Source organism: Mumia xiangluensis (assembly GCF_010994095.1).
GTDB classification, from domain to species: Bacteria; Actinomycetota; Actinomycetes; order Propionibacteriales; family Nocardioidaceae; genus Mumia; species Mumia xiangluensis.
The window spans coordinates 70,105-84,195 of the sequence record NZ_WJYO01000006.1; the positions used below are offsets into that span (position 1 = coordinate 70,105).

Sequence of the window (14,091 nt, forward strand, 5' to 3'; positions counted from 1 at the left end):
CCTCGTCCGGCGGATCATCAGGGGGAGCGCCCGTGGGCGACACGTCCGACCAGGTCATCTTCTGGGCTGTGGTGGCCGCTCGCCTGCTGCTGCCGCTGCTGGTCTTCCGGTACCCGCTGCCCGCGATCATCGCGTGCATGCTGCTCGACGGTGTCGACCAGACGATCTTCCAGACCTTCACCGAGCTCGACCTGACGTACTACCAGAGCTATGACAAGGCCCTGGACGTGTACTACCTGTCGCTCGCCTACGTCTCGACGATGCGCAACTGGACGAGTCGTGCGGCGTTCGAGGTCGCTCGGTTCCTGCTCTTCTACCGCCTGGTCGGGACCACGATCTTCGAGCTGTCCGGCGGCACGGAGCGGTGGCTGCTGCTGATCTTCCCGAACACGTTCGAGTACTTCTTCATCTTCTACGAGATCGTGCGCCTGCGGTGGGATCCCAAGCGGTTCTCGATGCGCTGGTGGATCGTCGCGGCAGCGATCATCTGGATCTTCATCAAGCTCCCTCAGGAAGCGTGGATCCACGTCTTCAAGCTCGACCTCACCGACACCATGCGCGACGTCCCGTGGTTCACCCCTGCCCTGGTGGCGGCCGTGATCGCGTTGCTGCTGGTCTTCTGGTTCGCGGTTCGCCCGCGCCTCGACCCGCCGGACCACGCCTGGCAGGTCGTCGCGCTGCCGGTGCCCGACACGATGGACGAGGCGCGCGAGCGCGCCGCCGAGCGGGTGGCGCACGGCAAGGTGTTCGACAGCTGGCTCTTCGAGAAGATCGCGCTCGTCGCCCTGCTGAGCGTGATCATCGCGAACATCATCCCGAGCGTCGACACCTCTCCCGTCGGCATCGCGATCAGCTGCGCGGTGCTCATCGTGGTCAACTCGTTCGTGGGGCTCTGGAGCGCCCGACGCGGCGGTGGCTGGGACTCGGTCTTCGCGACGTTCGTGGTCCTGTCGCTGGTCAACATCGGGCTCGTTCTCCTGGCCAGCACGATCGCTCCGAACGAGACGAAGTTCTTCCTGTCGGCGGGATTCTTCTTCGTCTTCCTGCTGGTGCTGATCGTGACGCTGTACGACCGCTACCGCCCCGTGCTGGACGTCCGCACCGGCGTCACGCGTGGCGGTGCAGGAGCGGACACCGGCGTAGCCTCGGCTCCATGAGCGATGCTTCGGGGCCCGGCCACGCGCGTCGCTCGACGGGCGGGCCGGGTCTCGGCGGCGACCGTGGTGTCCTCGTGATCGTGACCGGCGGCACGGCGACGATGTCCGGGGGCGCATCCGGCCTCGAGGTCAGCGCCGAGGGCGTCGACGTGCTCCGTGGCACGGTCGACGCGTGGGCGGCAGCGCGGCGCGTACCCGCCGACTTCGTCCTGGACCTCCCGCTTCGCGACAGCGCGGAGATGGGTCCTGCGGACTGGACGCGGTGGCAGCGCCAGATCCGCGCGGCGATCCCGTCGGTTGCCGGGGTGGTCCTGGTCCACGGCACCGACAGCCTCGCCTACACCGCGAGCGCGCTCGCGTTCGCGCTCGCCGACGCGCCGTGCCCGATCGTCGTGACCGGCGCGCAACGCGGGCCCCGCGAGGCCGGGACCGACGCCAGCAGCAACCTCCAGCACGCCCTCGACACCGCGCTGTCCGGCAGCGCCGGCGTGTGCGTGGCGTTCGCGGGGCGCGTCCTCGCCGCAGCCACGGCGTGGAAGCGGTCGACGACCGACCTCGACGGGTTCGCGGGGGAGACCGGGGCCAGCTCCCGCCGTTCGCCGCACCTTCCGGTGGGCCGGTTCCGCGGCTACGACGCGGACCGGTTCGTCGCGTTGGCGACGGTCACGCTCGAGCACTGGCACGACCAGCTGACCTGGTCGCGGGAGCCGGCGGGCGTGGTACTGCGCGTCTTCGGCGGTGGGACGGCGCCGTACGACCCGCGCGCGGAGGCGCGCCTGCGCGCGCTGCGCGACGCGGAGGTCCCGGTGCTCGCGGTGAGCCAGACCCCGGCGGCGTTCGTCGATCTCGGACGGTACGGCGCCGGGCGCGCGCTCGTCGAGGGCGGGGTCGTGTCCTGCGGCGCTTTGACGGTGGAGGCCGCGTACACGAAGTCGCACTACCTGCTCGGATGCGCGCTGTCGTACGCCGAGATCACGCGGTGCCTCGCCGAGGATCTCGTCGGCGAGGCTCGCAGGTGACGCGTTCGTCCGAATAGTCCGTTTGCAAACCCCCTGGGCCTGACCCCGGTACAGAGGGACGCTCGACGGGTGGCAGGCGTCCACCGCCGCCACGCCGGCACTGACGCCGGCGATCTCGGGAAGATCCGTCATGCGAGGGAGAAGCACCATGGCTACGACCGTCGGGCACGAGACCTCCGCCGGGGAGGAACCTCCACCCACACCCGCCCCCGAACCCACCACACCGACCAAGCCGGTCCATCACGGGACGCCGCAGCGCGGTGTCGACGTGATCCCGTCGTCGTCGTTCAAGACCGGCCGGTTCGGACGCATGTTCCGGCACCTGCCCGTGTTCGAGCACTCGGCCGAGGACATGGCCGCTCTCGCACAGCGGATGCTCGATCCCGCCGGCCCGCCCGCCGAGAACCCGGACATCCCGTCGGGGTACACCTATTTCGGGCAGTTCGTCGACCACGACATCACGTTCGACCCTGTCTCCAGCCTGCGGCGCCAGAACGATCCCGACGCGCTGCACAACTTCCGGACGCCGAGGTTCGACCTCGACTCGCTGTACGGGCGCGGACCGGCCGATCAGCCGTACATGTACGACGACTCCGGCCCGGTCACGAAGCTGCGTCTGGGGGAGGACGTCGGCGTCGTACCCGGCCAGACCAGCGGCGCCGGCCCCGATCTGCCCCGCAACGAGCCGCGGCAGCGTGACGGCGAGGAGGTGTTCTTCGGCCGTGCGCTGATCGGAGACCCGCGCAACGACGAGAACATCCTCGTGTCCCAGCTCCACCTGACGATGCTCCAGTTCCACAACCGCGTCGCCGACGTGGTCGGGGCAACCACGCCACTGACCGGCGACGACGCGTTCAAGGAGACGCAGCGTCTAGTCCGCTGGCACTACCAGTGGGTCGTCGTGCACGACTTCCTGCGGCGGATCGTCGGAGAAGCCGTCGTGAACGACATCCTGCGGACCGAGACGTACGTGTCCGACGCTGCAGGTTCCACGATCGCGCTGGTCCGTCCGACGTTCCAGTTCTACAAGCCGGTGAACGACGCCTACATCCCGGTCGAGTTCGCCGTGGCGGCCTACCGGTTCGGGCACTCGATGATCCGTGGGCGGTACCACATCAACGACTTCGTCCGGGATGCTCGCGGCGACCAGGGACCGATCCCGATCTTCGGGCCGGAGCTCCCGCCGGACGAGCTGTCGAACCTGAACGGCTTCCGCCGGCTGCCTCCTCAATGGGCCGTCGAGTGGAAGTTCCTCTTCGACATGCCGGGCGCGGACACCTCGCCGCAGGCGTCGTTGCCGATCGACACCCAGCTCGCCCGCCCACTCGCGGACCTGCCGCTGTCGGTCGCCGCGCACCCGCCGCACGCGCTCGCCGAGCGCAACCTGCAGCGCGGCGTCGCTCTCGGCCTGCCGGCCGGCAACACGGTCGCCCGCGCGATGGGCGTCGAGCCGCTGACCGACGACGAGCTCGGGATCAGCGACCTCAGCGAGGACGTGCGGCTGCACCCGCCGCTGTGGTTCTACATCCTCAAGGAGGCCGAGGTCCGCGCCGAGGGCAAGAAGCTCGGGCCGGTCGGAGGACGGATCGTCGCCGAGGTCCTGCTCGGGATCCTCGCCGACGACCCGCTGTCGTACCTGTCGGTGGAGCCCAACTGGAAGCCCCAGGCTCCGATGGCACGCGACGACGGTTCGTTCGACGTGCCTCAGCTCCTGCGGTTCGCCAAGGAGGCCTGAGGCCGCCCGTCAGGCGTGGTTGCGGAGCAGCGTGCGGAAGAACGCCACACCGCGCTCGAGATCCTCGATGCGCAGGTACTCGTTCGCGGTGTGGATGCTGTCACGCTGCTCCCGCGACATCATGAACGGCGAGAAGCGGTAGACCGCATCGGTGTGCACGGCGAAGTGCCGGCTGTCGGTGGCACCGTTCTGGACGTACGGCACGACAGCGGCGTCCGGGTACGTCGCCGTGATCGTGTCGCTCAGGAGCGCGCAGGCGTCGTTGTCGGTGCGTGACACCGGCGACGGGTCCATGCCTTCGCGCACGCTGATCGAGACCGACCCGTCGGCGACCACCGAACGGATGCGCTCCACGACGGACGCTACCGTCTCGCCGACCGCGATCCGGATGTTCACGTTGGCCCACGCGCGCGACGCGATGACATTCGCACCGGGGCTGCCGGAGAGCTGGGTCGTCGTGGTGGTCGTGCGTACGACGGCGGCGGTCTCGACCCCGACCTTCGCGAGGATCTGGGCGACGGGCCTGTTGAAGCGGTCGGCGTTCGCGAGCAGCTGGCGCAGCGGCGGCGGTGTGTGGGGGGCGATCGCCTCCAGCATCTGCACGACCGGTGCCGACAGGCGCGCGGGGAACGGGTGGTCGTCGATCCGGACGATCGCGCGGGCCAGACGAGCGGTCGCCCCGTTCCGTGCCGGGGTCGACGCGTGCCCGCCGGGGGCGGTCGTCTCGAGGACGACGTCGACGATGCCCTTCTCGCTGACCCCGACCATGGCGGTCGGGACCTTCACCCCGGGGAAGGCGCCCTGGACGACGGCGCCGCCCTCGTCGTTGACGAGCCAGGGCCGGACGCCTTGGGCCGCGAGGTGGTTCGCGATGTCCTCGGCGGTCTCGCCGGAGATCTCCTCGGTGTCGCCGAAGCAGAGGTAGACGTCGTGCGCGGGGGTGAAACCGTCGGCCAGCAGCGACTCCACCGCCTCGGCGACGGCGACCAGGTGACCCTTGTCGTCGAGCGCGCCGCGCCCGTGGACCGCGCCGTCGGCGATCTCGCCGCTGAACGGGTCGCGGTCCCAGTCCTCGGGGACGACCGGCACCACGTCGTAGTGCGCCATCAGCACGACCGGGCGCTCGCTCGACGCGCCGCGCCAGCAGAACAGGAGACCGCCGCCGAAGCGCGTCAGCTCGAGGTCGGCGTGCAGGCGGGGATAGAGCCCGGCGAACGTCGTACGGAAGCGTTCGAACTCCGCCGGGTCGCTCCCGTCGGCGTCCCGCGAGGAGACGGTCCTGCAACCGATGAGGGCGGACAGGTTCTCGGCAGCGGTGCTCACACGTGCTCCTCAGGAGTGGCGGGGGCGGGATCGGCGTGCGAGAACGCACCCCGCGGGACGAAGACGAGACAGAGCGCGGCGACCAGGGCCGTGACGCCGCAGATGGCCCACACGGTCAGGTAGCCGTGCAGCGGCGCAGCCGTGTCGTCGGAGTCGGCCGTCACCCCGGACGCGAGCGCGAGGGCGAAGACGCTCGAGGCGAACGCGCCTCCCAGCGTCTTGGTCGTGTTGGTCAGGCCGGTCGCGACCGCGGTGCCGCCAGGCGGTGCGGCGGAGGCTGCCGCCGCGGGAAGGGCCGCGACGAGCGCGCCGGAACCCACACCGGCCGTCGCCATGCAGACCACGACCTCCGCCAAGGACCCGTGCAGGAGCAGGAGGCCGAGATAGCCGATGCCGACGAGCGCGGCTGCACCGATCAAGGTTCGGCGAGGGGTGAGGGCCGCGGAGACGCGGGCGAACAGCGCGGCACCGACGAGGAGCGACAGGACGTACAGCCCGATGACCGGCGCCACACCGCCCGCGGACAGCCCGAGCCCGTAGCCGTACTCGTCGGGATCCGTGCGGGCGTACGTCGAGAGCGGGATCTGGGCGCCGAGGATGCTCACACCGAAGAGCAGGGCCGTCAGCTGCACCGGCCACATCGAGGGCTGCCGCATGACCTCGAGGTCGATGAGCGGGTCGTCGTGACGTCGCTCCTGACGGGCGAACGGCACCAGCAGGGCGAGACCGAGGACGAACGCGAGCCACGGCCACGGCGAGGCGAGCCCGTCGACGCGGATCAGCATCAGGCCGCCCACGACGAGAAGGAGGCTCGTGCTCAGCAGCGCGGCGCCGACGAGGTCGACGGATCCGTGGCTGTGCGGCTCGTGGGCGTCGGGCACCCAGCGCAGGATGACGACCACGACCGCCGTGGTCGCCACCGCCGGGACGGAGAGGACGAGCACGAGGTTGTCGTCGAACACCGACGAGAACAGACCGGCGCTGAGCGCACCGAGGATGGCGCCCGCCTGCAGCGCGGCGACGATGATCCCGGTCGCGCGGCGTGTCGTCGCAGCCGGGTCCGCCTCGCGGGCCGATCGGATGTGGATCAGCGCGACCTCGAGCGGCAGCCACACCGTGAAGATGCCCTGCGCGGCCCAGAAGACGAGGTAGCTGCTGAAGCCCGGCGCGAACGCGACACCCCAGGTCGCGACGGCGGTGACGACCGCCGCCACGACGAGGAGCCGGCGGTGGCCGTAGAGGTCGCCGAGCTTGGACAGCACCGGGACGAGCATCGCCGACACCAGCAGCTGGGCTGCCTCGAACCAGTTCACGTCGGCGTCGTGGATGTCGAGGTTCCGTGCGATGTCGGTCATCAGCGGCGTGTAGTAGCCCTGCAGCATGCCGCTGACCAGCTCGACGAAGAACAGCGCGCCGACGATGCCGCCGACGGCCTTGGGGGTGCTCACCGGGGGCCTCCTGGAGATGTGCCGGGGGTCACGCCCGGGGTGGGGGAATCGTAGATCAGCGTCCGAACGCGCGTGCGAGGAACTGGGGGGCTTCGTGACGGGCGTTGGCCGCGCGGGCGATGGCGGCGTTCTTGGAGAGCAGCATCGCGAGCTGGAGGCGGCGCTCGACGGCGAACGCTCGGCGTGGCGATGCGTGGCGGGTGCGGTTGAGCAGAACCTTGGACGCCGCGACGGAGTCGGGCGACCGCTCCTTGAGCGCTGCCACCAGCTCCGCTGCGGGCAGGGCCGGGTCGTCGGCGACGCCGGACGCGAGGCCGTACGCATGGGCGGCCGTCCCGTCGATGACCTCGCCGGTCATCGTGAGGCGGCGGGCGACGTCACCACCGACGAGCTCGCGCAGGCTCACCGTGCCGCTCATGTCGGGGACCAGTCCCCACTTCGCCTCGAGGACCGACCATCGGGCGTCCGGGGTCGTGAACCGGAAGTCGGCAGCGGTCGCGAGCTGCAGGCCGGCGCCGTAGCAGTAGCCGTGGACGACGGCGATGACTGGCACGGGCAGCTCGCGCCAGGTCCAGAACGCGTGCTGGAACAGGTTCTGGCCGCGCAGCGGGGACGGCGCGAACCCCCGGACGATCTTGGTGGGACTCTTCAGCACGGACGCGAAGTCGAGCCCGGCGCAGAACGCGTCGCCGGACCCTCGCAGGACGACGGCTCGGACATCGCGGTCGGCGCGCACGGCGCGTGCGGTGGCGACGAGCTCGTGCAGCATCGGGAGGTCGACGCCGTTGAGCTTGTCGGGCCGGTTGAGCGTCACGGTGGCGACCGCGTCGGAGATGTCGAGCAGCACACGGGGTTCGGACATGCGCACATGTTACTCATCGGTAGTGCGCGGTCTGCAGGTCTCCGGTGCGCGGCGGCCTCCGCGGCTAACTTGGGGTGATGGGCGCGCCGCGGGTGCGAGTCGGGATCTCGGGCTGGAGCTACGCGCCCTGGCACGGCGACTTCTACCCGGCAGGTGTCCGTCGGGTCGACGAGCTGGCGTACGTCGCAGGCCGTCTCGCGGCGGTCGAGATCAACGCGAGCTTCTACCGGCTGCAGCGACCCACGACGTACGCGCGGTGGTACGAGGAGACGCCGCGCGGGTTCCGGTTCGCCGTGAAGGGGAGCCAGCTGCTGACCCACCTGCGACGGCTGCACCAGCCCGAGGAGCCGCTCGCGACGTTCCTCGCGTCCGGTGTGCTCGCTCTGCAGGAGAAGCTCGGCCCGGTGCTGTGGCAGCTTCCGGCGCGTGGAGCTCCGACACCCGAGGCCCTCGACGCGTTCTGCGACCTGCTGCCGCGCACGTACGGCCGCGCCGCAGCGCTGGCGCACGAGCACGGACCGCAGGTCACCGGCGACCGGGTGTGGCTGCCCACCACCTCGGTGGGGTCGCAGCGGCGTGTCCAGCACGCCGTCGAGGTCCGGACCAGCGACGGGCTCGACGAGGTCGTCGACGTCCTGCGGCGCCACCGGGTCGCCTTGGTCGTCTCCGACGGTGCCCGGCGCTGGCCGGTCGTCGAGCACCGGACGGCTCCGTTCGCCTACGTGCGACTGCACGGCCACACCCAGCTCTACCGCGGCGGATACTCGGAGCGGCGGCTGCGCACCTGGGCGGACCGGATCCGGTCCTGGGACCTGCCGACCTGGGTCTTCTTCGACAACGACGCCGACGGACGCGCGCCGTACGACGCCGTGGCCTTGTCACGCCTGCTGGACTGACCGCCCGGGGTCGCGCACGTCAGTCGCCGGCGGTCCGGGTCGCGCGGGTGTTGCGGGTGTCCCGCGTCGGAGTGGTGGCGTCGGCGCGGGTGGTGGTCCCGCGCGTCGCGGCAGTCGCTCGGGTGACGGCAGTCGCGCGGGTGGCGCCGGTGGCGCGCGTCGCGGCAGTCGCGCGGGTGACTCCGGTGGCAGCCGTCGCCCGAGTCACGCCGGTCGCGTCGTCGGCACGGTCGTCATCGTCGTCGTCGGCGACCACGACGGCGCTGTCGTCGCCGTCGAGGCGCTTGGTGACAGCCGGCTCGGTCCCACCGTCGGGGCTGGCGCTGGCCATCGACGTCGCGCCCCACGCCACTCCTCCGAGGGCGACCGACAGGCCGAGTGCTGCGACGCCGGTACGGATCAGGGTGCTGCTCATGGTGTTCTCCTCGTCGTCTGCCGGCCGGGGCCGGCATGATCGCTTGCTGACACGCCTGACTCTGGGCGGCGGCGGTGAGATCCGTGTGAGCCGTCGGTGAGAGGGGTCTCATCTCCGCTCACCGGCGCCCTCAGCGAACGGCGTACCGGCGGCTGCCGCCCTAGAGTTCCTGGATGGATCGCCTCGACGTCGTCGCCCTCGTCCTTGCCGGCGGGAAGGGCAGCCGGCTCGGAGACCTCACCGAGCGCCGCGCCAAGCCCGCGCTGCCCGTCGCGGGGACCTACCGGCTGATCGACGTCGTCCTCTCGAACCTCGTGCACAGCGGGATCAGCGACGTGTGGGTGATCGAGCAGTACCTCCCCGGGTCTCTCAACGAGCACCTCGCCCACGGTCGTCCGTGGGACCTGGACCGTTCGTGGGGCGGTCTGCGGGTCCTCCCGCCGTTCGAGGGCGCCGAGGGCAGCGGGTTCGCGCAGGGCAACGCCGACGCCCTCGCCCGCCAGGTGGAGGCGCTGCGCGAGCGAGCACCGGACGTGCTCCTCGTGCTCAGCGCCGACCACCTCTACACCCTCGACCTGCGCGACGTCCTCGCGACGCACACCGGCGCCGACGCCGACCTCACCATCGTCACCACGACCGGCGTCCCGGAACCGTCCCGCCACGGCGTCGTCGAGGCCGAGGAGGACGGCCGGGTCACGGGCTTCGCGTACAAGCCGGACAAGCCTGCCACCGACGTCGTGGCCGCCGAGATCTTCGCGTACCGGACGACGACCCTCCTCGCCGCGATCAGTGACCTGCTGGAGACGCATGACCAGCTCGACGACTACGGGCATGAGCTGGTGCCGTACCTGGTCGAGACCCGGCGCGTGGTCGAGCACCGCCTCGACTCCTACTGGCGCGACCTCGGCACGGTGAACGGCTACTGGCGCGCGCACATGGACGTGCTGGACCGCGCCGGGATCGATCTCGAGGACCCGAAGTGGCCGATCCGCACGGCTGCACCCGTACGGCTCCCGGCGAGGATGGCGCCCGCGGCGGAGGTGCACGAAGCCCTGGTCACGTCCGGCTGCCGCGTCGCGGGCTCCGTCCGGCACAGTGTCGTCGGGCCGGACTGCGAGATCGCCGAGGGGGCGGAGGTCCTGGACAGCGTCCTCCTCGAGGGCGTGCGCGTCGGGCCGGGCGTACGGCTCGTCGGCGTCGTCGCGGACGCCGGCGCGGAGATCACCGGCGGCTCCGTCCGCGGGTCCGACGACGTCGTCACCCTGGTCGGCACCGACGGCACGGTGACCGATCGCCAGCCGCGCGAGGCGTGAGCCGGGTGTGCGCCGCGTCGGGGCCGCGGTGAACTAGGCTGTCGGCCGTGAGGACGGCGACCGACGGAGGAGACCGCGTACGCCGCTGGCGTGCCGTGCGCGCCTGCGTCGCAGCGTCCACGGCCCTCGCCGTCGCCGTGGCCGGCCACCTCGCCGGCGGTGCCGCAGCCCCGCCCGCATCGGCCGTCCTCGTCGCGGGAGGACTCGCGTCCGTCCTCGCGTACGGGCTCTCGGCCCGTCGGTGGTCGGTGCGTACCCTGACCGGTCTCGTGCTCGGCGTCCAAGGCGTCGTCCACCTGTGGTGCTCGATGGCCGCCACCTCGCCCGTCGGCGCAGGTGTCGAGGCTGCCCCCGGCCCCGCGATGCTGCTCGGGCACGCCCTCGCGACGGTTGCGACCGTCGCGCTGCTCCACCGCGGCGAGGCAGCCCTGCTCGCCCTGGGCGACGTCGTCGTCGCGCGCCCGGTTCGTCGCCTCGCGTACGCGCTCCGGCCGCGCCTCGTGCCGCAGCGCGTCGGCGCTCCGCACTCCGGGGGCGCGGCGCCCCCCGGCCTCCGCCCTCTGATCATGCTCGGTGCGACGCTGTCGCGCCGAGGCCCGCCGGTGCTTGCCTGACCCGCTGTCACGCACACCCACCTTGATCAGAAAGCACCCGTCATGAAGACGTTCGTCCTGCGCTCCACCCTGATCGCCAGCGCCGCCGCTGCGATCGCGATCCTTCCGTCCAGCCCTGCCGCCGCTCACGTCGGCGTCGACGCCCCGGACGCCACCCAGGGAGGCTGGTCCACGCTGTCGTTCCGCGTCCCGACCGAGTCCGACACCGCCAGCACCACCGCGCTCACGGTGACCTTCCCGGAGGGGGTCGACTTCGAGTACGTCGCCACCCGGACCAAGCCCGGCTGGACGGTCACCCAGGTCGAGGGCGAGTCCGTCACCTGGACCGCGGCGAAGGGCACCGGCATCGCCCCGGGGGAGTTCGACGTGTTCGACCTGCGGGTCGGCCCGATGCCGACCGACACGGACACGCTCATGTTCCCTGCGACGCAGGCCTACTCCGACGGCACGACCGTCGCCTGGGACGAGCCGACGCCCGAGAGCGGTGAGGAGCCCGAGCGGCCCGCGCCCGTCGTGACGCTGGGCGAGGCGACCGCAGACGGGCACGGCGCCCACGGCGCCGGGTCCGACGACAGCGCTGCGTCCGACGACAGTGCTGAGAGCGGCACATCGTCGGACGGCGTCGACGGCTGGCTCGCCGCCGGCATCGGCGTGCTCGCGCTCGCGGTGGGCGCGCTCGGAGCGAGCCTGATCCGCAGGAGGCCTCGCAACTGATGCGCTGGATCGCACGCTGTCGACGCTCGGTGGTCTCGAGCGCCCTCGTCTGCGTGGCCGTCGTCGGGCTGCTGCTGGTCGGCAGCCCGACGGCGGTCGGTCACGCCGTCCTCGTCTCGACCTCGCCCGCGGACGGTTCCACGACCGCGACTCTGCCCGAGGAGATCGTCTTCACCTTCAACGAGCGCGTGACGACGCCGGCGTTCGTCGTCGTCGAGGCGCCCGACGGGACCCAGGTGACGTCGGGTGACGCGCGCACCGACGACAAGTCCGTGGTCGCGACGCTGTCCGACGCGGACATCGCGGGGGAGTACCGAGCGTCGTACCGCGTGGTCTCCGCCGACGGCCACCCGATCAGCGGCTCGGTGTACTTCACCGTCAGCCAGGGGCGTACCGTCGAGAAGACCCGGGACGACGAGGGAGCCGACGAGACGAGCTTCATCCACGAGCACCGCGCACACTTCCTGTGGGGCGCGGCCGGAGTCGTCGCAGCCGCGGCGCTCCTGCTGTGGCCACGGCGCCGGGAGGACAAGGAGGAGACGTGATGTCCGCGTCCGCACGCTGGACTCTCGGGGCGTTCCTGGCAACGTTCACGACGCTGTACGTGGCGATGGTGGTCGGTGGTGCCGCGCCGGAGCCGCCCGCGCCCGGGCTGCCCGACCCCGGACCGTTCGTCGGCTGGGCGATCCCGGTCGTGAAGGTCGTCGCCGACCTCGCCGGCATCGTCACCGCCGGGTTCCTGGTGACCGCGACGTTCCTGCTCCCGTCGAGCGCCCGCGACGTCCAAGGACTGTCCGCCCGCGCGCTGCGGCGCGCGTCGACGACGGCGTTCGTCTGGGCGGGCCTGACCCTGGTGCTGTTCGCGCTCAACGCGGCCGACCTGCTGCTCATCCCGGTCGACCAGCTGTCGTGGAGCGTGCTTCGGCAGTTCTTCGACGGTACGGAGCTGGGCTGGGCGCTGGTCGCGCAGACGGTGATCGCCCTTCTCGTGGCGGTGCTCGCACGGCGGACGTTCAGCGTTCGAGCGGCCGCCCTGCTCCTCGGACTGACGCTCGGCGGCTTCGTGCCGCAGGCGTTGTCCGGGCACTCGGCGGGCTCGGGCTCGCACGACCTGGCCGTCGTCAGCCTCCTGCTCCACCTCGTCGGTGCAGCGCTGTGGGTCGGCGGCCTGGCGGGCCTGGCGTGGGTCGCGGTGCGGGGGAGCCGGCGCCTTCCCGAGGGCGTCACGCGGTTCTCGACGCTGGCGCTGTGGTGCGTCGCCATCATCGGCGTCTCGGGCGTCGTGAACGCCGCCACCCGGATCCAGGGCTTCGGCGACCTCGACTCCCAGTACGCCGTCCTGGTGTGGGCGAAGGTCGTCGCCTTCGTGGTCCTCGCCGCCTTCGGGCTCGTGCACCGCCGCCGTACGGTCGTGGCTCTCGAGGCGGTCGGCGACCAGGACGACGAGACGGCGGACGGCGGCCCCGCTCGGGGGCGTGCGCGTTGGCTGTTCCTGCGGGTCGCCGCGGTCGAGCTCGTCATCATGGGCATGACGGTCGCGGTGGCGGTCGCACTCTCGCGGACTCCCACGCCCCGGCCCGCCGACCTCTACCAGACGCCCGCCGAGGCGATCCTCGGCGGAGCGCTACCGCCGGAACCCACGCTGTGGCGGCTCCTGTGGGGCTTCACACCTAACGGGGTCGGCCTCGCCGTGGTCGGGCTCGGTCTCGCGCTGTACGTCGCCGGCCTCCGCGTCATGCGACGCCGCGGCGACGCGTGGCCGGTCGGACGCACGCTCTCCTGGATGACCGGCCTGGTCGTGATCGCCTGGGCGACCTTCGGCGGGCTCGGCGTCTACTCGCACGTGCTATTCAGCGCCCACATGGTGTCGCACATGATGCTCAGCATGGTGGCACCGATCTTCCTGGTGCTGGGTGCGCCGGTGACGCTGGCGCTGCGGACCCTGCCGGGCCCCCGCCAGAAGGGCGACGTCTCGCCGCGGCAGATGCTGGTGTCGTTCCTGCACTCGCGCTTCACCAAGGTCGTGACGTTCCCGCTGTTCGTCGCGCTGGTGTTCGTCGGGAGCCTGTACGGCCTCTACTTCACGCCGTTGTTCGAGCTCGCCATGGAGAGCCACATCGGGCACGGGCTGATGGAGCTGCACTTCCTCGCGGCCGGCTCGCTGTTCTACTACGTGATCGTCGGCGTCGACCCGTCGCCGCGCACGATCGCCCCGTTGTGGCGGTTCGTGATCCTCATGGTGACGATCCCGTTCCACGCGTTCTTCTCGATCGCCCTGATGTCCATGACGACCGTGGTCGCCGAGAACTTCTACCTGTCGCTCGACCGCCCGTACGCCACCGACCTGCTCGCCGACCAGTACCTCGGCGGCGGCATCGCGTGGGCGATGGGCGAGGTCCCGCTGGTGATCGTGATGGCCGCGCTGTTCGTCCAGTGGTTCCGCTCGGACGCGCGGGAGGCGGAGCGGCACGACCGCGCAGCGACACGCAACGACGACGCCGACCTGGCGGCGTACAACGAGTACCTCGCGAGGCTCGGCGAGCAAGCAGAAGCCCGGCCGACCACGAAGGCCGACCGGGCTCCTGAGCGCTGACG

13 protein-coding genes are annotated in these 14,091 nt (G+C 71.6%); 9 read left to right on the top strand and 4 right to left on the bottom strand.

What is annotated here, in order from left to right; translation table 11 throughout:
- The first annotated feature begins 32 nt into the window (after positions 1 to 32).
- The 3 genes from GH747_RS17925 to GH747_RS17935 all read left to right on the top strand — a co-directional run bounded on the left by GH747_RS17925 (position 33) and on the right by GH747_RS17935 (position 3,911).
- Entirely contained in the window at positions 33 to 1,157 is a 1,125-nt protein-coding gene (locus GH747_RS17925; RefSeq protein ID WP_149771004.1) for a hypothetical protein, read from the top strand.
- On the top strand, positions 1,154 to 2,176 hold the full coding sequence (locus tag GH747_RS17930; protein WP_149771005.1) for an asparaginase domain-containing protein: 1,023 nt from the start codon (positions 1,154 to 1,156) through the stop codon (positions 2,174 to 2,176). Before GH747_RS17925 ends, GH747_RS17930 begins: the two co-directional genes overlap by 4 nt.
- A gap of 148 nt (positions 2,177 to 2,324) precedes the next feature.
- Positions 2,325 to 3,911 (top strand): peroxidase family protein, encoded by a 1,587-nt coding sequence (locus GH747_RS17935; protein WP_163695759.1) that lies wholly within the window; start codon positions 2,325 to 2,327, stop codon positions 3,909 to 3,911.
- Positions 3,912 to 3,920: 9 nt separating this feature from the next.
- On the opposite strand, the gene GH747_RS17940 is transcribed toward GH747_RS17935, so the two are convergent.
- From GH747_RS17940 to GH747_RS17950, 3 genes are read right to left on the bottom strand one after another with little or no spacing between them, the layout of a single operon-like run.
- Entirely contained in the window at positions 3,921 to 5,234 is a 1,314-nt protein-coding gene (locus GH747_RS17940; protein WP_149771007.1) for a M20/M25/M40 family metallo-hydrolase, read from the bottom strand.
- Positions 5,231 to 6,682 carry an MFS transporter gene (locus GH747_RS17945; protein WP_228552989.1) on the bottom strand — a complete coding sequence of 484 codons (1,452 nt, stop codon included), beginning with the start codon at positions 6,680 to 6,682 and terminating at the stop codon, positions 5,231 to 5,233. Before GH747_RS17945 ends, GH747_RS17940 begins: the two co-directional genes overlap by 4 nt.
- A gap of 55 nt (positions 6,683 to 6,737) precedes the next feature.
- Entirely contained in the window at positions 6,738 to 7,544 is an 807-nt protein-coding gene (locus GH747_RS17950; RefSeq protein WP_149771008.1) for a crotonase/enoyl-CoA hydratase family protein, read from the bottom strand.
- 77 nt (positions 7,545 to 7,621) lie between these two features.
- On the opposite strand from GH747_RS17950, the gene GH747_RS17955 reads away from it, so the two are divergent.
- Positions 7,622 to 8,440, top strand: a complete 819-nt coding sequence (locus GH747_RS17955) for a DUF72 domain-containing protein (protein WP_149771009.1) — start codon at positions 7,622 to 7,624, stop codon at positions 8,438 to 8,440.
- A gap of 19 nt (positions 8,441 to 8,459) precedes the next feature.
- Here GH747_RS17955 and GH747_RS17960 read toward each other — a convergent pair whose 3' ends face one another.
- The gene (locus GH747_RS17960) at positions 8,460 to 8,855 is read right to left on the bottom strand and encodes a hypothetical protein (RefSeq protein ID WP_149771010.1); all 396 of its coding nucleotides are present in this window, start codon (positions 8,853 to 8,855) and stop codon (positions 8,460 to 8,462) included.
- 173 nt (positions 8,856 to 9,028) lie between these two features.
- On the opposite strand from GH747_RS17960, the gene GH747_RS17965 reads away from it, so the two are divergent.
- From GH747_RS17965 to GH747_RS17985, 5 genes are read left to right on the top strand one after another with little or no spacing between them, the layout of a single operon-like run.
- A complete protein-coding gene (locus GH747_RS17965) occupies positions 9,029 to 10,168 on the top strand; it encodes a glucose-1-phosphate adenylyltransferase family protein (RefSeq protein WP_149771011.1) in 1,140 nt (379 codons plus the stop codon).
- Positions 10,169 to 10,215: 47 nt separating this feature from the next.
- The gene (locus GH747_RS17970) at positions 10,216 to 10,782 is read left to right on the top strand and encodes a hypothetical protein (RefSeq protein WP_149771012.1); all 567 of its coding nucleotides are present in this window, start codon (positions 10,216 to 10,218) and stop codon (positions 10,780 to 10,782) included.
- Positions 10,783 to 10,824: 42 nt separating this feature from the next.
- Positions 10,825 to 11,496, top strand: coding sequence for a YcnI family copper-binding membrane protein (locus GH747_RS17975; protein WP_149771013.1), 672 nt, complete (start codon positions 10,825 to 10,827; stop codon positions 11,494 to 11,496).
- Complete coding sequence (locus GH747_RS17980) at positions 11,496 to 12,041, top strand: copper resistance CopC family protein (protein ID WP_149771014.1); 546 nt, start codon at positions 11,496 to 11,498, stop codon at positions 12,039 to 12,041. Before GH747_RS17975 ends, GH747_RS17980 begins: the two co-directional genes overlap by 1 nt.
- Positions 12,041 to 14,089 carry a bifunctional copper resistance protein CopD/cytochrome c oxidase assembly protein gene (locus GH747_RS17985; RefSeq protein ID WP_149771015.1) on the top strand — a complete coding sequence of 683 codons (2,049 nt, stop codon included), beginning with the start codon at positions 12,041 to 12,043 and terminating at the stop codon, positions 14,087 to 14,089. The genes GH747_RS17980 and GH747_RS17985 overlap by 1 nt, the downstream gene beginning before the upstream one ends.
- The last annotated feature ends 2 nt before the right edge of the window (positions 14,090 to 14,091 follow it).

Excerpts from the sequence above, each read along its gene's own strand:
- GH747_RS17930 (WP_149771005.1), top strand. The coding sequence starts at position 1,154 with ATGAGCGATGCTTCGGGGCCCGGCCACGCGCGTCGCTCGACGGGCGGG.
- GH747_RS17935 (WP_163695759.1), top strand. The coding sequence starts at position 2,325 with ATGGCTACGACCGTCGGGCACGAGACCTCCGCCGGGGAGGAACCTCCA.
- GH747_RS17950 (WP_149771008.1), bottom strand. The coding sequence starts at position 7,544 with ATGTCCGAACCCCGTGTGCTGCTCGACATCTCCGACGCGGTCGCCACC.
- GH747_RS17955 (WP_149771009.1), top strand. The coding sequence starts at position 7,622 with ATGGGCGCGCCGCGGGTGCGAGTCGGGATCTCGGGCTGGAGCTACGCG.
- GH747_RS17960 (WP_149771010.1), bottom strand. The coding sequence starts at position 8,855 with ATGAGCAGCACCCTGATCCGTACCGGCGTCGCAGCACTCGGCCTGTCG.
- GH747_RS17965 (WP_149771011.1), top strand. The coding sequence starts at position 9,029 with ATGGATCGCCTCGACGTCGTCGCCCTCGTCCTTGCCGGCGGGAAGGGC.
- GH747_RS17975 (WP_149771013.1), top strand. The coding sequence starts at position 10,825 with ATGAAGACGTTCGTCCTGCGCTCCACCCTGATCGCCAGCGCCGCCGCT.
- GH747_RS17980 (WP_149771014.1), top strand. The coding sequence starts at position 11,496 with ATGCGCTGGATCGCACGCTGTCGACGCTCGGTGGTCTCGAGCGCCCTC.
- GH747_RS17985 (WP_149771015.1), top strand. The coding sequence starts at position 12,041 with ATGTCCGCGTCCGCACGCTGGACTCTCGGGGCGTTCCTGGCAACGTTC.